The 17,672-nt window shown below is 56.0% G+C and carries 15 protein-coding genes; 11 read left to right on the forward strand and 4 right to left on the reverse strand.

Going from position 1 to position 17,672, the window contains the following annotated elements:
• The first annotated feature begins 15 nt into the window (after window positions 1-15).
• From KPHS_09090 to KPHS_09110, 3 genes are all read left to right on the forward strand, one after another.
• Window positions 16-1,530 carry a deoxyguanosinetriphosphate triphosphohydrolase gene (locus KPHS_09090; protein YP_005225209.1) on the forward strand — a complete coding sequence of 505 codons (1,515 nt, stop codon included), beginning with the start codon at window positions 16-18 and terminating at the stop codon, window positions 1,528-1,530.
• Window positions 1,531-1,778: 248 nt separating this feature from the next.
• A complete protein-coding gene (locus tag KPHS_09100) occupies window positions 1,779-3,098 on the forward strand; it encodes a serine endoprotease (RefSeq protein YP_005225210.1) in 1,320 nt (439 codons plus the stop codon).
• Window positions 3,099-3,210: 112 nt separating this feature from the next.
• A complete protein-coding gene (locus KPHS_09110) occupies window positions 3,211-4,422 on the forward strand; it encodes a carbohydrate diacid transcriptional activator CdaR (RefSeq protein ID YP_005225211.1) in 1,212 nt (403 codons plus the stop codon).
• A gap of 118 nt (window positions 4,423-4,540) precedes the next feature.
• Here the strand turns inward: KPHS_09110 and KPHS_09120 are convergent, their stop codons facing one another.
• From KPHS_09120 to KPHS_09150, 4 genes are all read right to left on the reverse strand, one after another.
• Window positions 4,541-4,927 carry a DUF3461 family protein gene (locus KPHS_09120; RefSeq protein ID YP_005225212.1) on the reverse strand — a complete coding sequence of 129 codons (387 nt, stop codon included), beginning with the start codon at window positions 4,925-4,927 and terminating at the stop codon, window positions 4,541-4,543.
• 107 nt (window positions 4,928-5,034) lie between these two features.
• A complete protein-coding gene (locus KPHS_09130; RefSeq protein ID YP_005225213.1) occupies window positions 5,035-5,859 on the reverse strand; it encodes a 2,3,4,5-tetrahydropyridine-2,6-carboxylate N-succinyltransferase in 825 nt (274 codons plus the stop codon).
• Between the two features lie 30 nt (window positions 5,860-5,889).
• Complete coding sequence (locus KPHS_09140; RefSeq protein YP_005225214.1) at window positions 5,890-8,493, reverse strand: PII uridylyl-transferase; 2,604 nt, start codon at window positions 8,491-8,493, stop codon at window positions 5,890-5,892.
• 117 nt (window positions 8,494-8,610) lie between these two features.
• A complete protein-coding gene (locus KPHS_09150) occupies window positions 8,611-9,405 on the reverse strand; it encodes a methionine aminopeptidase (protein ID YP_005225215.1) in 795 nt (264 codons plus the stop codon).
• 337 nt (window positions 9,406-9,742) lie between these two features.
• Here KPHS_09150 and KPHS_09160 point away from each other — a divergent pair, with 337 nt between their 5' ends.
• From KPHS_09160 to KPHS_09230, 8 genes are all read left to right on the forward strand, one after another.
• Window positions 9,743-10,453 (forward strand): 30S ribosomal protein S2, encoded by a 711-nt coding sequence (locus KPHS_09160; protein ID YP_005225216.1) that lies wholly within the window; start codon window positions 9,743-9,745, stop codon window positions 10,451-10,453.
• 119 nt (window positions 10,454-10,572) lie between these two features.
• Window positions 10,573-11,424 (forward strand): elongation factor Ts, encoded by an 852-nt coding sequence (locus KPHS_09170; RefSeq protein ID YP_005225217.1) that lies wholly within the window; start codon window positions 10,573-10,575, stop codon window positions 11,422-11,424.
• A 150-nt stretch (window positions 11,425-11,574) separates the two neighbouring features.
• Window positions 11,575-12,300 (forward strand): uridylate kinase, encoded by a 726-nt coding sequence (locus KPHS_09180; protein YP_005225218.1) that lies wholly within the window; start codon window positions 11,575-11,577, stop codon window positions 12,298-12,300.
• Between the two features lie 150 nt (window positions 12,301-12,450).
• A complete protein-coding gene (locus tag KPHS_09190) occupies window positions 12,451-13,008 on the forward strand; it encodes a ribosome recycling factor (RefSeq protein ID YP_005225219.1) in 558 nt (185 codons plus the stop codon).
• Window positions 13,009-13,236: 228 nt separating this feature from the next.
• Complete coding sequence (locus KPHS_09200; protein YP_005225220.1) at window positions 13,237-14,439, forward strand: 1-deoxy-D-xylulose 5-phosphate reductoisomerase; 1,203 nt, start codon at window positions 13,237-13,239, stop codon at window positions 14,437-14,439.
• 219 nt (window positions 14,440-14,658) lie between these two features.
• Window positions 14,659-15,435 carry an undecaprenyl pyrophosphate synthase gene (locus KPHS_09210; RefSeq protein ID YP_005225221.1) on the forward strand — a complete coding sequence of 259 codons (777 nt, stop codon included), beginning with the start codon at window positions 14,659-14,661 and terminating at the stop codon, window positions 15,433-15,435.
• A gap of 12 nt (window positions 15,436-15,447) precedes the next feature.
• Window positions 15,448-16,305, forward strand: coding sequence for a CDP-diglyceride synthase (locus KPHS_09220; RefSeq protein YP_005225222.1), 858 nt, complete (start codon window positions 15,448-15,450; stop codon window positions 16,303-16,305).
• Between the two features lie 11 nt (window positions 16,306-16,316).
• A complete protein-coding gene (locus KPHS_09230; RefSeq protein YP_005225223.1) occupies window positions 16,317-17,669 on the forward strand; it encodes a zinc metallopeptidase in 1,353 nt (450 codons plus the stop codon).
• Window positions 17,670-17,672 lie beyond the last annotated feature (3 nt).

Genomic DNA, 17,672 nt, shown 5'->3' on the forward strand with positions numbered 1-17,672 from the left:
CGCGCGGGAGAGGCTATGGCAAAGATTGATTTTCGCAACAAGATAAACTGGCGTCGACGCTTCCGTTCGCCGCCGCGGGTGGAGACGGAGCGCGACATCCTGCGGATCTTTGAAAGCGATCGGGGACGGATCGTCAACTCGCCGGCAATCCGCCGCCTGCAGCAAAAAACTCAGGTCTTCCCGCTCGAGCGCAACGCGGCGGTGCGCACTCGCCTGACCCACTCGCTGGAGGTGCAGCAGGTGGGGCGCTATATCGCCAAAGAGGTGCTGAGCCGGCTGAAAGAGCAGAGGCTGCTGGAAGAGTATGGCCTGGAAGAGCTGACCGGGCCATTCGAGAGCGTGGTGGAGATGGCCTGCCTGATGCACGATATCGGCAATCCCCCGTTTGGCCATTTTGGCGAAGCGGCGATTAACGACTGGTTCCGTCAGCGCCTGGCGCCCGGCGATGCGCTCGGGCAGCCGCTGATCGACGATCGCTGCGAAGTGCAGGCCTTACGCCTGCATGACGGAGAGACATCGCTTAATGCGCTGCGCCGTAAAGTGCGCCAGGATCTCTGCAGCTTTGAGGGCAACGCGCAGGGCATTCGTCTGGTCCATACGCTAATGCGTATGAACCTGACCTGGGCGCAGGTGGGATGTATCCTGAAATATACTCGTCCGGCGTGGTGGTCTGAGGAGACGCCGGCCAGCCACAGTTATTTAATGAAGAAACCTGGCTATTATTTAGCCGAAGAAGAGTATGTCGCGCGTTTGCGTAAAGAACTGGATCTCGCGCCTTACAATCGGTTTCCATTAACCTGGATTATGGAGGCTGCGGATGACATCTCATATTGCGTCGCGGATCTCGAGGACGCGGTGGAAAAACGTATTTTTAGCGCAGACCAGCTCTATCAGCATCTTTACGACGCCTGGGGCAGTCATGAAAAAGGCTCGTTATTTTCGCAGGTAGTAGAAAATGCCTGGGAGAAATCGCGAGCCAATTATCTGAAGCAGAGCGCGGAAGATCAGTTTTTTATGTATTTGCGGGTGAATACGCTGAATAAGCTGGTGCCCTACGCGGCGCGCCGATTTATTGACAACCTGCCGGCAATCTTCACGGGGGACTTTAATCATGCGTTGCTGGAGGACGACAGCGATTGCAGTCAGCTACTGGAGCTCTATAAAAATGTGGCGATGAAACAGGTCTTTAGCCATCCGGATGTTGAGCAGCTGGAATTGCAGGGCTACCGGGTGATCAGCGGCCTGTTGGATATCTATCAGCCGCTGCTGAAATTATCGCTGGAGGATTTCAGCGAATTAGTAGCGCAGGAGCGGGTACGACGTTTACCCATTGCCTCCCGGCTGTATCAGAAACTTTCGACCCGTCACCGGCTGGCCTATGTTGAAGCGGTAAATAAACTGGCGCGTACGGCGCCCGAATTTGCGCTGATGGAATACTATTATCGCTGCCGTCTGATTCAGGACTATATCAGCGGGATGACGGATTTGTATGCGTGGGATGAATATCGGCGACTCATGGCGGTGGAATAGGCTGGAGTTTTGTAAAGATGGACAATAAATTTTTACTTTTTCCAGAAACTTAATTCCGGAACTTAGCGTTATAAAATGACTCTGATAGTCACGTACACAGCAACTTTCGTTACCTGATATTGAGATTGAAACTGATGAAAAAAACCACGTTAGCAATGAGTGCACTGGCTCTGAGTTTAGGTCTGGCGTTGTCCCCGCTCTCTGCGAGCGCGGCAGAAACGGCATCTTCGGCCACTAATGCACAGCAGATGCCAAGCCTGGCCCCGATGCTGGAGAAGGTGATGCCGTCGGTGGTGAGCATTAACGTTGAAGGTAGCACCACCGTTAATACCCCACGGATGCCACGTAACTTCCAGCAGTTCTTTGGCGATAATTCGCCGTTCTGCCAGGATGGTTCTCCTTTCCAGAGTTCGCCGTTTTGCCAGGGCGGCGGACAGGGCGGTCAGCCTGACGGCGGCCAGCAGCAGAAATTTATGGCGCTGGGCTCCGGCGTCATCATTGATGCCGCCAAAGGGTATGTGGTGACCAACAACCACGTCGTGGACAACGCCACCACGATTAAGGTTCAGCTGAGCGATGGCCGTAGGTTTGATGCTAAAGTCGTCGGCAAAGATCCGCGCTCTGATATCGCGCTGATTCAGATTCAGGATCCAAAAAACCTGACGGCGATTAAGCTTGCCGACTCCGATGCGCTGCGCGTCGGTGATTACACCGTGGCTATCGGCAACCCGTTCGGTCTGGGCGAAACCGTGACCTCCGGGATTGTCTCCGCGCTGGGCCGTAGCGGCCTCAACGTGGAAAACTACGAAAACTTTATCCAGACCGATGCGGCGATTAACCGCGGGAACTCCGGCGGTGCGCTGGTGAACCTCAACGGCGAGCTGATCGGTATCAACACCGCCATTCTGGCGCCGGACGGCGGCAACATCGGTATCGGTTTTGCTATCCCGAGCAACATGGTGAAAAACCTGACCGAGCAGATGGTGAAATATGGCCAGGTGAAACGCGGTGAGCTCGGCATTATGGGCACCGAACTGAACTCTGAGCTGGCGAAAGCGATGAAAGTCGATGCCCAGCGCGGGGCCTTCGTCAGCCAGGTAATGCCAGGTTCGGCGGCCGCGAAAGCGGGCATTAAAGCCGGCGATGTCATCACCTCCCTCAACGGGAAAGCGATCAGCAGCTTCGCCGCGCTGCGTGCCCAGGTCGGCACCATGCCTATCGGCAGCAAAGTTGAGCTTGGTCTGCTGCGCGACGGCAAACCGGTGACCGTGACCGTCGAACTGCAGCAGAGCAACCAGACCCAGGTTGACTCCAGCACCATCTTCAACGGGATTGAAGGGGCGGAAATGAGCAATAAGGGTCAGGATAAGGGCGTGGTGGTCAATAATGTGAAAGCCGGTACCCCGGCGGCACAGATTGGCCTCAAGAAAGGCGACGTCATCGTCGGGGCGAATCAGCAGCCGGTGAAAAACATCGCCGATCTGCGGAAAATCTTCGACGCCAAACCGTCCGTACTGGCGCTGAACATTCAGCGCGGCGACGCCTCTATCTATCTGCTGTTGCAGTAACCGCCAGCGCTCGCTTCCCAGCCCCTTCCCTCGCCGAGGGCAGGGGCTTTTTTCGTTCTGTGACCGCCCCCACAACTCCACATATCTCACCCCGGCTTAGTGCAAATGCACAATGCAGCGCGACGATGACTCTTTTATGCTGGTGCCCAGCAAAGGGGAGGACTACATGGCTGGCTGGCATCTTGATACCAAAATGGCGCAGGATATTGTGGCGCGGACCATGCGCATCATCGATACCAATATCAACGTGATGGATGCCCGCGGGCGGATCATCGGCAGCGGCGATCGGGAAAGGATTGGTGAATTGCACGAAGGCGCGCTGCTGGTCCTCTCCCAGGGGCGGGTGGTGGATATCGACGACGCGGTCGCTCGCCATCTGCACGGGGTTCGCCAGGGGATTAACCTGCCGCTGCGCCTGGAGGGGGAGATCGTCGGGGTGATCGGCCTGACCGGCGAGCCGGAGTCGCTGCGAAAATATGGCGAGCTGGTGTGCATGACAGCAGAGATGATGCTGGAGCAGTCGCGGCTGATGCATCTCCTGGCCCAGGACAGCCGTCTGCGCGAAGAGCTGGTGATGAACCTGATTCAGGCGGAAGAGCATACCCCGGCGCTGAACGAATGGGCTCAGCGTTTAGGCATCGATCTCAATCAGCCGCGCGTGGTGGCGATGATTGAGGTAGACAGCGGTCAGCTCGGCGTGGACAGCGCGATGGCGGAACTGCAACAGTTACAGAACGCGCTGACCACCCCCGATCGCAATAATCTGGTGGCCATTGTCTCGCTCACGGAAATGGTGGTGCTGAAACCGGCGCTGAACAGCTTTGGCCGCTGGGACGCTGACGATCACGTCCGGCGCGTCGAGCAGCTTATCGCCAGGATGAAAGAGAATGGCCAGCTGCGCTTTCGCGTGGCGCTGGGCAATTTCTTCACCGGCCCAGGAAGTATCGCCCGCTCTTACCGTACCGCACGGACGACGATGATGGTTGGCAAGCAGCGGATGCCGGAGAGCCGCAGTTATTTCTATCAGGATCTAATGCTGCCGGTGCTGCTTGACAGCCTGCGCGGCGGCTGGCAGGCCAATGAGCTGGCCCGTCCGCTGGCGCGTTTGAAGGCCATGGACAACAACGGGCTGCTGCGGCGGACGCTGCAGGCGTGGTTTCGCCATAACGTGCAGCCGCTGGCGACGTCAAAGGCGCTGTTTATTCATCGCAATACGCTGGAGTACCGGTTGAACCGTATCTCGGAGCTGACCGGCCTGGATCTCGGTAGCTTTGACGACAGGCTGCTGCTGTATATCGCGCTGCAGCTGGACGAACAACGCTAAGACGTGGAGGCAAAAAAATGCCGGGCAGCGACGCGCCATACCCGGCCTGGACGATGCATGCTGTCTGGAGTGGATAGAGACCACCAGCCCGGCCAGGCAACGCGCCGCCGGGATGCTCTTACTTACGGGTGAGCTTTTCCAGATCGGCTTCGATTTCGCTGATCTTATTGGTGACCACGCTTTCCAGATGGCGTAAATCGTCGAGGATTTTACGCTTGAGATCGATTTCAGTGCGATCGCGCTGGCAGATCTGATCCAGCTCGTCGATAACGTAGCGCAGATTGGGGCTGATCTCCTGGACCTCTTTGTAGCCCTGGCCGACGCCGTCGGCGACGACGGTTTTGCGCTGACGCGGATATTTGAACTTCACGCTCTTGGCGAAGAATTCGCCTTTGTCTTTCTGAAAATAGATTTTCAGAATGTCGTTGTTAGCTTCCTGCCGCAGGCTATAGCGATCGATCTCATCAGGGTTGGTAATGCCAAGACTTTTCAGATTATCGTACATAACGGTACCTTTGATAGCATCATAACCATTGAATAATTAACGAAAAAATCCATTTTCGCCAGCATCAAATATAAAAAAAGCGGGATATCTCCCGCTTTTTATTTGCTTTAGTCGATGGTGCGCAGCAGTTCGTTAATGCCGACCTTGCCGCGGGTTTTGGCATCGACTTTCTTCACTATCACCGCGCAGTACAGGCTGTATTTACCATCTTTCGACGGCAGGTTGCCTGAGACCACCACCGAGCCAGCCGGTACGCGGCCGTAGAAGACTTCGCCGGTTTCGCGATCGTAGATTTTGGTGCTCTGACCGAGGTAAACGCCCATGGAGATGACGGAGCCTTCTTCGACAATCACCCCTTCAACCACTTCAGAGCGCGCGCCGATGAAGCAGTTATCTTCGATGATGGTCGGGTTCGCCTGCAGCGGCTCCAGTACGCCACCGATACCGACACCGCCGGACAGATGCACGTTTTTACCGATCTGCGCGCAGGAGCCGACGGTGGCCCAGGTATCAACCATGGTGCCTTCGTCAACGTAGGCGCCGATGTTAACGTAGGACGGCATCAGCACAGTGTTGCGGGCGATGAACGCGCCCTGGCGCACGGCGGCCGGCGGCACCACGCGGAAACCTTCTTTCTGGAAACGCGCTTCGTCGTAGTCAGCGAATTTCATCGGCACTTTATCGAAGTAGCGGCTTTCCGCACCATCGATAACCTGGTTATCGTTAATACGGAAAGAGAGCAGTACCGCCTTCTTCAGCCACTGATGCGTCACCCACTGACCGTCGATCTTCTCAGCGACGCGCAGCGCGCCGGAATCAAGAAGGGCGATAACCTGGTTAACCGCTTCGCGGGTCACGGTATCCACATTAGCCGGCGTAATGTCGGCGCGACGCTCGAAAGCGGACTCAATAACGTTCTGTAACTGCTGCATTGTTTCTTTCCATTCACTAAAAAAAATACGTCACCCTTTATCGTTTGGATTGAGGGCCGCTGTCAACCGTTGTTGCACTTCTTGTTGCAGCTCATTATTAAGGGCACGCCGGTCGGCGGTGGCGATTATAAATAAATCTTCTACTCGCTCACCAATTGTCGTAATTCGCGCCCCGTGAAGCGATATCCCGAGGTCGGCGAACACCTGCCCAACGCGGGCGAGCAGCCCGGGCTGGTCGAGCGCTATCAGCTCCAGAAACGATTTTCGGTCGGTATGGGTCGGCAGGAAATTCACCTCGGTGTCCACGGAAAAATGGCGTAGCTTTGCCGCCTGACGACGCGGGGCCGGAGGCTGCCAGCTGCGCTGAGTGATGGTCTGCTCCAGCCCCTGGCGGATCGCCTCGTGGCGGTCGGCGGAAAGGGGGCTGCCGTCGGGCTCAAGGACGATAAAGGTATCCATCGCCATACCGTCGCGGGTGGTGAAGATCTGCGCGTCGTGGACGCTGAGGTTGCGACGGTCAAGTTCGCCACACACCGCGGCGAACAGGTAAGGGCGATCCGGGCTCCAGATAAAAATCTCCGTACCGCCGCGGGTGGCCTGCGAGCTCAGCAGGATCATCGGTTTATTCAGATCGTGGCGCAGCAGGTTGCGGGCGTGCCAGGCGAGCTGCGTCGGCGTATGTCGCACGAAATAGTTGGCGCGGCAGCGGTTCCAGATCTGATGCAGCGCCTCTTCATTAATATTGTCCATCCGCAGCAGGGCCAGCGCCTGCAGCTGATGGTGACGCACTCGTTCGCGCATGTCCGGGGTGCTTTGCATGCCGCGACGCAGCTGCTTCTCGGTGGCGAAATAGAGTTCACGCAGCAGGCTCTGCTTCCAGCTGTTCCACAAGGTTTCGTTGGTGGCGCAGATATCGGCGACGGTCAGACACACCAGATAGCGCAGACGATTTTCCGTTTGCACCTCCTCGGCGAACTGCTTAATCACCTCCGGATCCTGAATATCGCGCCGCTGGGCGGTGACCGACATCAGCAGGTGGTGACGCACCAGCCAGGCGACCAGCTGCGTTTCGCGCGAGTTCAGCCCGTGCAGCTCGGCAAACTTCAGCACATCCTGCGCGCCGAGGATCGAGTGGTCGCCGCCGCGCCCTTTGGCGATGTCGTGGAACAGGGCGGCAATTAAGATCAGCTCCGGGTGCGTTAAGCGCGGCCACAGCTCCACGCACAGCGGGTGGCGGCTGCGGGTTTCTTCTTTGGCAAAGCTTTCCAGCTTGAGCATCACCCGGACGGTGTGTTCATCGACGGTGTAGGCGTGAAACAGGTCGAACTGCATCTGGCCGACGATATGCGACCACTGCGGCATATAGGCCCACAGTACGCTGTGGCGATGCATCGGCAGCAGCCCGCGACTTACCGCTCCCTGATGGCGCAGCATACTAAGAAAGAGCGTGCGCGCCTCCGGGATATAGCACAGCGGCTGGGTGAGATGACGGCGGGCGTGGCGCAGATGGCGCAACGTCGTTGAGTAGATGCCGGTGATGGTGCTGTTGCGCACCATGATATAAAACATGCGCAGAATGGCCTGCGGTTCGCGAATAAACAGCGTGTCGTCACGCAGATCGATAAGGGTGCCGCGCAGCTGGAAATCATCATCGATCGGGCGTGGTTTTTCATCCTCGGTCAGGGCGAGGATAGCCTCCTCAAACAGCTGAAGCAGCATCTGATTCAGCTCGCTCACCCGGCGGGTAACGCGGAAGAAGTCCTTCATCATATGCTCAATCGGCTGGTTGCCGTCGCCTTCATAGCCTAGCCGGCGGGCCACGCTGAGCTGGCGGTCGAAAAGCAGACGGTTGTCATAGCGCGTGAGTTCGAGATGCAGCGCGAAACGGATGCGCCACAGCTGATGCAGACACTCATTGAGTTCATTGCGCTCGGCTTCGGTCAGAAAGCCGAAGCCGACCATCTCATCCATTGAGGTGGCGCCGAAATGGCGGCGAGCCACCCACTGTAGCGTATGGATATCGCGCAAGCCGCCGGGGCTGCTTTTCACGTCCGGCTCGAGGTTATAGCTGGTGCCATGATAGCGCTGATGACGGACGTTCTGCTCTTCGACCTTGGCGGCGAAGAACTTTTCCGATGGCCAGAAGCCGTCGCTAAAAATATGTTTTTGCAGTTCAAGGAACAGCGCGACGTCGCCGATCAGCAGGCGCGATTCGATTAAGTTGGTGGCAACGGTCAGATCCGAGAGACCTTCCAGCAGGCACTCTTCGAGGGTGCGTACGCTGTGGCCCACCTCCAGCTTGACGTCCCACAGCAGGGTGAGCAGTTCGCCGACTTTTTGCGCCTGGTCGTCCGGCAGTTTTTTACGACTGAGGATCAGCAGATCGACGTCTGAGAGCGGGTGCAGTTCGCCACGGCCATAGCCGCCGACGGCGACCAGCGCCAGGTCGCTGACGGATTCAAAACCGCAGGCGATCCATAATCGCTGCAGCAACTGGTCGATAAATTCGGTGCGCGCCGCGATGAGCTGCTCCGCGACGATGCCGGAGTCAAACGCCTCGCCCAGCCAGTGCTGGAAGGTATCGATGTGCGCCTTGATTGCGGCACAGTTCAGATCGCCCTGGGGCCAACTCACCGGGTGTTCCGGCGGGACGGGCAGGAGAGGGGAGGCTGTGTCAGGTAATGAGTTGCTCATCGCGTCACCATAAGAAAAAACTATCTAATAAAAAAGCCGGCGGGCGCCGGCTTTTCATCATTCATCGTGCGAGATTATCGCCGGGATGGTGTCATCCTTGCGTAGCGTCAGAATTTCGCAGCCGTTGTCTGTCACCACAATAGTATGCTCGTACTGCGCAGACAAGCTCCGGTCTTTGGTTTTCACCGTCCAGCCGTCTTTCATGCTGCGGATCTCTTTTTTACCGGCGTTGACCATCGGCTCGATGGTGAAGGTCATGCCTGGTTTGAGTACGACGTTGGTCTCCGGCGAATCGTAGTGCAGTACCTGAGGCTCTTCATGGAAGCCGCGGCCGATGCCGTGGCCACAGTACTCGCGAACCACTGAGAAACCTTCGGCTTCCACAAATTTCTGGATCGCCGCGCCGATGGTGCGCAGGTTGATGCCTGGCTTCACCATTCTCAGCGCCAGGTACAGGCTTTCCTGAGTGATGCGGCACAGGCGCTCGCCGAGAATCGTCGGTTTGCCGACGATAAACATTTTGGAGGTATCGCCATGGAAATCATCTTTAATGACGGTCACGTCGATATTCACGATATCGCCATCTTTCAGCAGCTTGCCGTCATCAGGGATACCGTGACAGACCACTTCATTGACCGAAATGCAGACGGATTTCGGATAGCCGTGATAGCCGAGGCAGGCGGAAATGGCCTTCTGCTCGTTAACGATATAGTCGTTACAGATGCGGTCCAGTTCGCCGGTGCTGACGCCCGGTTTGACGTAGGGTTCGATCATTTCCAGCACTTCGGCGGCCAGACGGCCGGCAACGCGCATTTTTTCGATGTCTTCAGATGTCTTAATAGAGATAGCCATGGAGTATGTCCAGCAGTGTCGATATTTTCGACAATAATAGAGTAAGTCCTGTCAATGGTAACAGTCCGGGCAGGCTGGTGCCAAACTGAGAATCATTAACAGCACGCGACGTCAACAAGAGTTGGTGTCTGGATGGATTTTGTGGTATAAAGCGCGCCGGACTTCCGTTCCATCTCAGATACACAAGGATGGACGTAAGCGACATAGCTCACTTTGTGTAATAACACACACGTATCGGCACATATTCCGGGGTGCCCTTCGGGGTCGGTAATATGGGATACGTGGAGGCATAACCCCAATTTAATCTATAGAGGTTTTAAACATGGCAACTGTTTCCATGCGCGACATGCTCAAGGCTGGTGTTCACTTCGGTCACCAGACCCGTTACTGGAACCCGAAAATGAAGCCTTTCATCTTCGGCGCGCGTAACAAAGTTCACATCATCAACCTTGAGAAAACCGTACCGATGTTCAACGAAGCTCTGGCTGAACTGAATAAGATCGCTGCTCGTAAAGGTAAAATCCTTTTCGTTGGTACTAAGCGCGCTGCAAGCGAAGCGGTAAAAGACGCTGCTCTGAGCTGCGATCAGTTCTTCGTGAACCATCGCTGGCTGGGCGGTATGCTGACTAACTGGAAAACCGTTCGTCAGTCCATCAAACGTCTGAAAGACCTGGAAACTCAGTCCCAGGACGGTACTTTCGACAAGCTGACCAAGAAAGAAGCGCTGATGCGCACTCGTGAGCTGGACAAGCTGGAAAACAGCCTGGGCGGTATCAAAGATATGGGCGGCCTGCCGGACGCACTGTTCGTTATCGACGCTGACCACGAGCACATCGCTATCAAAGAAGCAAACAACCTGGGCATCCCGGTATTTGCTATCGTTGATACCAACTCTGATCCGGACGGCGTAGACTTCGTTATCCCGGGTAACGACGATGCAATCCGCGCAGTAAGCCTGTACCTGGGCGCTGTTGCTGCTACCGTTCGTGAAGGTCGCTCTCAGGACCTGGCTTCTCAGGCGGAAGAAAGCTTCGTAGAAGCTGAATAATAAGGTTTAAGCCCTTATTAGTACCGTGTATGAATAGGGGCCCATTATCGGCCCCTTTTTTCAATTTACGCTGTTTGGCCGTTGGCCGGGCAGTATCCACATCTCCCGAGGATTTTAGAATGGCTGAAATTACCGCTTCCCTGGTAAAAGAGCTGCGCGAACGTACTGGCGCAGGCATGATGGATTGCAAAAAAGCGCTGACTGAAGCGAATGGCGACATCGAGCTGGCAATCGAAAACATGCGTAAATCCGGCGCGATCAAAGCGGCGAAGAAAGCAGGCAACGTGGCTGCTGACGGCGTGATCAAAACCAAAATCGAAGGCAACTACGGTTACATTCTGGAAGTTAACTGCCAGACTGACTTCGTTGCTAAAGATGGTGGTTTCCAGGCATTTGCCGACAAAGTACTGGACGCCGCTGTTGCAGGTAAAATCTCCGACGTTGAAGTTCTGAAAGCGCAGTTCGAAGAAGAACGTGTTGCGCTGGTTGCTAAAATCGGCGAGAACATCAACATCCGTCGTATCGCTGTTCTGGAAGGCGACGTTCTGGGCAGCTACCAGCACGGTGCGCGTATCGGCGTTCTGGTTGCCGCTAAAGGCGCTGACGAAGAGCTGGTTAAGCAGCTGGCAATGCACGTTGCTGCAAGCAAGCCGGAATTCGTTAAGCCGGAAGACGTGTCTGCTGAAGTGGTAGAGAAAGAGTACCAGGTTCAGCTGGACATCGCGATGCAGTCCGGTAAGCCGAAAGAAATCGCAGAGAAAATGGTTGAAGGCCGCATGAAGAAATTCACCGGCGAAGTTTCTCTGACTGGTCAGCCTTTCGTTATGGAGCCGAGCAAATCTGTTGGCCAGCTGCTGAAAGAGCACAACGCTGACGTGACTGGCTTCATCCGCTTTGAAGTGGGCGAAGGCATTGAGAAAGTTGAGACTGACTTTGCAGCAGAAGTTGCTGCGATGTCCAAGCAGTCTTAATTTTTAAAAAAAGGAGCCGCCTGAGGGCGGCTTCTTTTTGCGCCCATTTTGTAAATTCAGCCAACTGCTTATAGTGGCCGCGCTGAAATGCGACATACAATGTCGCCGGAATTATCACATCTCATTCGTTGACAGTCTCAGGAAAGAAACATGGCTACCAATGCAAAACCCGTCTACAAACGTATTCTGCTGAAATTAAGTGGCGAAGCGCTGCAGGGCTCAGAAGGCTTCGGTATTGATGCAAGCATACTTGACCGCATGGCTCAGGAGATCAAAGAGCTGGTTGAGCTGGGTATTCAGGTTGGCGTAGTAATTGGTGGCGGTAACCTGTTCCGTGGTGCTGGTCTGGCGAAAGCGGGTATGAACCGCGTTGTGGGCGACCACATGGGCATGCTGGCAACGGTCATGAACGGCCTCGCAATGCGTGATGCGCTCCACCGCGCCTATGTGAACGCTCGTCTGATGTCCGCCATTCCGCTGAACGGCGTATGCGACAACTACAGCTGGGCAGAGGCGATCAGCCTGCTGCGCAACAACCGCGTAGTGATCCTCTCCGCTGGTACCGGCAACCCGTTCTTTACCACCGATTCCGCAGCCTGCCTGCGCGGTATCGAAATTGAAGCCGATGTGGTGCTGAAAGCCACCAAGGTTGACGGCGTATTCACCGCTGACCCGGCAAAAGATCCTTCTGCCACCATGTACGATCAGCTGACCTACAGCGAAGTTCTGGAAAAAGAGCTGAAAGTCATGGATCTGGCGGCCTTCACCCTGGCGCGTGACCATAAATTACCGATTCGCGTCTTTAACATGAACAAACCTGGCGCCCTGCGTCGCGTGGTGATGGGCGAAAAAGAAGGCACATTGATCACGGAATAATTCCCGTCAGCGCCAAATCCGGGTAATATTCCGCTTTACTTTCGCGGGGATATTGCCCGGTGATTTTCATTAAATCTGACTATACTTAGCTCATTTTCCGACGGGTGCCCCGTCTGGTCTGACTGAGACAAGCTTTCAAGGATTCGTAACGTGATTAGCGATATCAGAAAAGATGCTGAAATCCGCATGGAAAAATGCGTCGAAGCATTCAAAAACCAAATCAGCAAAATTCGCACGGGTCGTGCTTCTCCGAGCCTGCTGGACGGGATTGTTGTTGAATACTACGGTACTCCGACCCCGCTGCGCCAGCTGGCCAGCGTCACCGTCGAAGACTCCCGTACCCTGAAAATCAACGTCTTTGACCGTTCTATGTCCGCGGCCGTTGAAAAAGCGATCATGGCGTCAGACCTCGGTCTGAACCCAAGCTCTGCCGGCAGCGATATTCGTGTTCCGCTGCCGCCGCTGACCGAAGAGCGTCGTAAAGATCTGACCAAGATCGTGCGTGGTGAAGCCGAGCAGGCGCGCGTTGCCGTGCGTAACGTTCGCCGTGACGCCAACGATAAAGTCAAAGCGCTGCTGAAAGAAAAAGAGATCAGCGAAGATGACGATCGCCGTTCTCAGGACGACGTGCAGAAAATGACTGACGCCGCCATCAAAAAAGTTGACGCGGCGCTGGCAGACAAAGAAGCGGAACTGATGCAGTTCTAATGCTCTGCCCTTACTCGGGCCAGACAGGCTCTGGCCTGAGTAAAATCTGAAACGCCGTACAGAAGACTGTACGCTCAATTCTCGGGATTGCGTTGCAACCGCTGGCCTTGTAGCCTTTAGCGCTTAGTTGAAGGCCTAATGCCGCCGTCTCATCCCCGATAGTTGCTGCGTAGGGGCTTGCTGGCGGCGTTTTGCTTTTTATTCTGTTTCCACTCTTCTGGACGTCTCATGAAGCAATTAACCGTTCTCGGTTCGACCGGCTCCATTGGCTGTAGCACGCTGGACGTGGTGCGCCATAACCCTGGTCGCTTTTCCGTCGCCGCGCTGGTCGCGGGGAAAAACGTTGACCGTATGGTTGAACAATGCCTGGAATTTACCCCCCGTTACGCGGTGATGGACGATGCGCAAAGCGCTGAGCGGTTGCGCACCCGTCTGCATGAGCATGGCAGTCGCACCGAGGTGCTGAGCGGCCAGCAGGCGGCGGCAGAGGTCGCGGCGCTGGATGAGGTCGATCAGGTCATGGCGGCAATCGTCGGCGCGGCGGGACTGGTGCCGACGCTGGCGGCGATCCGCGCCGGGAAAACGGTATTGTTAGCGAATAAAGAATCGCTGGTGACCTGCGGTCGCTTATTCATGGAGGCGGTGCAACAGTCGGGGGCGCGATTGCTACCGGTCGATAGCGAGCATAACGCTATTTTTCAGAGTATGCCGGAGACAATTCAGCAGCATCTGGGATACGCTGATCTTGCCCGGAATGGCGTCTCGTCAATCCTGCTGACCGGCTCCGGTGGGCCTTTCCGCGAGACGGCCGTGGCTGAACTGGCGGCGATGACCCCGGATCAGGCCTGCCGTCATCCCAACTGGTCGATGGGGCGCAAGATCTCCGTCGATTCGGCCACGATGATGAACAAAGGCCTGGAATATATTGAAGCGCGCTGGCTGTTTAACGCCTCGGCCCAGCAGATGGAAGTGCTGATCCATCCGCAGTCGGTGATCCACTCGATGGTTCGCTATCAGGATGGCAGCGTGCTGGCCCAGCTTGGGGAGCCGGATATGCGCACGCCGATCGCCCATACCATGGGCTGGCCGCAGCGACTGAATTCCGGCGTTAAACCGCTGGACTTCTGTCAGTTGAGCAATCTGAGCTTCTCCGCGCCGGACTATACGCGATATCCGTGCCTGAAGCTGGCGATGGACGCGTTTGACGTCGGCCAGGCCGCGACCACGACGCTGAATGCGGCTAATGAAGAGTCGGTTGCCGCGTTTCTGCATGGCGATATCCGCTTTACCGATATTGCGGCGGTTAACCTGGCGGTGCTGGATAAGATGGACCTGCAGGAGCCGCAAAGCATTGATGATGTTCTGGTTATCGACGCCGAGGCGCGCGCAATCGCTCACCAGCAGCTGCAGCGGTTGGTTGCGCAGGCGTAACGCGGTGATATTTGTGGGCGCAAGGCTTCGGTGATATAGTCTGCGCCACCCGATCGTTGCATTTTGTTGTTAAAGATTACGGTGGCCGTGACAAAACACGGCTTTTTTGCGTAAAGCTTTTGGTTGTTCTCTGCGATTGGCTGCAGCCCCGGCACCGGATAAAAATGCGTATCCAGCGCGGCCCGGTGGCCTCTGTTTGGTGGCTAGTTAATCCTTATTATGGACTTAAAACGCGTGATGTTGTCTGCTAATCAAACTGTCAGCGAAATATCGCCCACCCATGGCTGCCGTCATGTCGCCATTATTATGGATGGCAACGGCCGTTGGGCGAAACGGCAAGGTAAAATTCGCGCTTTCGGGCATAAGGCCGGTGCGAAATCCGTGCGTCGCGCGGTCTCCTTCGCGGCGAATAATGGGATTGAGGCGTTAACGTTATACGCGTTCAGCAGCGAAAACTGGAACCGTCCGGCTCAGGAAGTCAGTGCGCTGATGGAACTGTTCGTCTGGGCGCTGGATAGCGAAGTCAAAAGCCTGCACCGACACAATGTGCGTCTGCGGATTATTGGCGACACCACGCGCTTCAATGCGCGCCTGCAGGAGCGGATCCGCAAAGCGGAAGCGCTAACCGCAAACAATACCGGCTTAACGCTGAATATTGCAGCCAATTACGGCGGTCGCTGGGATATTACCCAGGGCGTTCGTTTGCTGGCGAAACAGGTACAGGACGGGACGCTGCTGCCTGAGCAGATCACGGAAGACATGCTGAGTCAGCAGGTCTGCATGCATGAACTGGCTCCCGTTGATTTAGTTATTAGGACCGGGGGAGAGCACCGAATAAGTAACTTTCTGATTTGGCAAATTGCCTATGCCGAACTTTACTTTACGGATGTTCTTTGGCCCGATTTTGCTGAACAGGACTTTGAAGGTGCACTCCATGCCTTTGTTAATCGAGAGCGTCGTTTCGGCGGCACTGAGCCGGGTGGCAGTCATGCCTGATGGGGGTCACTTTTGCTGAAGTATCGCCTGATATCTGCTTTCGTCTTAATCCCCATCGTCATTGCGGCATTGTTTTTATTGCCGCCGATGGGCTTTGCTATCGTCACCCTGGTGGTCTGTATGCTCGCCGCCTGGGAGTGGGGACAACTGAGCGGTTTTACCTCGACGTCGCAGCGGGTTTGGCTGGCGGTGCTGTGCGGCCTTCTGCTGGCGGCGATGCTTTTTCTGCTGCCTGAATACCACTATGACGTTCATCAACCGATGGTTGAAGGGTCGCTATGGGCCTCTTTTGCCTGGTGGATCGTCGCGTTACTGCTGGTGCTCTCATACCCGGCGTCGGCGGCATTCTGGCGCCACTCTAAGGTGCTGCGCCTCATCTTCGGCATTCTGACCATCGTCCCGTTTTTCTGGGGCATGCTGGCGCTGCGCGCCTGGCACTATGCCGATAACCACTATAGCGGCGCGCTGTGGCTGCTGTACGTCATGATCCTGGTGTGGGGCGCGGACTCTGGCGCCTATATGTTTGGTAAAATGTTTGGCAAGCACAAGCTGGCGCCGAAGGTCTCACCGGGTAAAACCTGGCAGGGCTTTTTTGGCGGTTTGCTGACCGCGGCAGTGATTTCCTGGGCCTACGGCGTGTGGGCCCATCTTGACGTCACGCCGACGGTGCTGCTGGTCTGTTCGGTGGTGGCGGCCCTGGCTTCGGTGCTGGGCGACCTGACGGAAAGTATGTTTAAGCGCGAGGCCGGCATTAAGGATAGCGGGCACTTGATTCCCGGACATGGTGGTATTCTCGATCGTATCGACAGCCTGACGGCGGCGGTACCGGTCTTCGCCTGTCTGCTACTGTTGGTCTTCAGGACGATTTGACGGAAGGTTATATGCTGAGCGTGCTCTGGAATCTGGCGGCTTTTATCATTGCGCTTGGCGTACTGATTACGGTGCATGAGTTTGGCCATTTTTGGGTGGCGCGCCGCTGCGGTATCCGGGTTGAGCGTTTTTCTATCGGCTTCGGCAAAGCGCTGTGGCGGCGGATGGATAAGCAGGGCACAGAGTTCGTCATCGCCCTGATCCCACTGGGCGGCTACGTCAAGATGCTGGATGAGCGTGTTGAAGCGGTGGCGCCGGAGATGCGTCACTATGCCTTCAACAACAAAACCGTCGGTCAGCGTGCGGCGGTGATTGCCGCCGGCCCCATCGCTAACTTCATTTTCGCTATCTTTGCTTACTGGCTGGTCTTTATCATCGGCGTTCCCGGCGTGCGGCCGGTGGTGGGTGAAATAACGCCCAATTCGGTTGCCGCGCAAGCACAAATTGCAAAAGGAACGGAACTTAAAGCGATAGATGGTATCGAAACGCCTGATTGGGATGCGGTGCGTCTGCAGCTGGTGGCCAAAATCGGCAACCCGCAAACAATAGTTACCGTCGCCCCTTTCGGGACCAATCAGCGCCAGGATAAAATCGTCGATCTGCGGCACTGGTCGTTTGAGCCAGACAAGCAAGATCCCGTGACCTCGCTGGGGATCCAGCCGCGCAGCGCGCAGATTGATACGGTGCTGGCTGAGGTTCAGGCGGGATCGGCAGCCCAGAAAGCGGGTTTGCAAGCGGGCGACCGGATCGTTAAAGTCGATGGTCAACCGTTAACGCAGTGGATGACGTTTGTTAATCTGGTGCGCGATAATCCGGGCAAAGCGCTGGCGCTGGAGATTGAACGGCAGGGGAGTGTGCTGCCGTTAACCCTGACGCCGGATGCGAAAACGGTGAAAGGTAAGGCGGAAGGGTTCGCAGGGGTGGTGCCAAAGGTCATCCCGCTGCCTGAAGAATACAAGACAGTACGTCAGTACGGACCGTTTGCCGCCATCGCTGAAGCCACGGATAAAACCTGGCAGCTGATGTCGCTGACGGTCAGGATGCTGGGTAAATTGATAACCGGTGATGTCAAACTGAACAACCTCAGTGGGCCGATCTCTATCGCTCAGGGGGCTGGAATGTCAGCGGAGTTTGGGTTGATTTATTATCTGATGTTCCTGGCGCTGATTAGCGTGAACCTCGGAATCATCAACCTGTTCCCTCTACCCGTACTGGATGGGGGACATCTGCTGTTTTTAGCGATTGAAAAGCTGAAGGGCGGGCCGGTATCCGAGCGAGTTCAAGACTTTAGTTATCGCATTGGCTCAATACTGCTGGTGCTGTTAATGGGGCTTGCACTTTTCAATGATTTCTCTCGGTTATAAGAG

The sequence above is a fragment of the Klebsiella pneumoniae subsp. pneumoniae HS11286 genome (genome assembly GCF_000240185.1).
GTDB lineage: Bacteria > Pseudomonadota > Gammaproteobacteria > Enterobacterales > Enterobacteriaceae > Klebsiella > Klebsiella pneumoniae.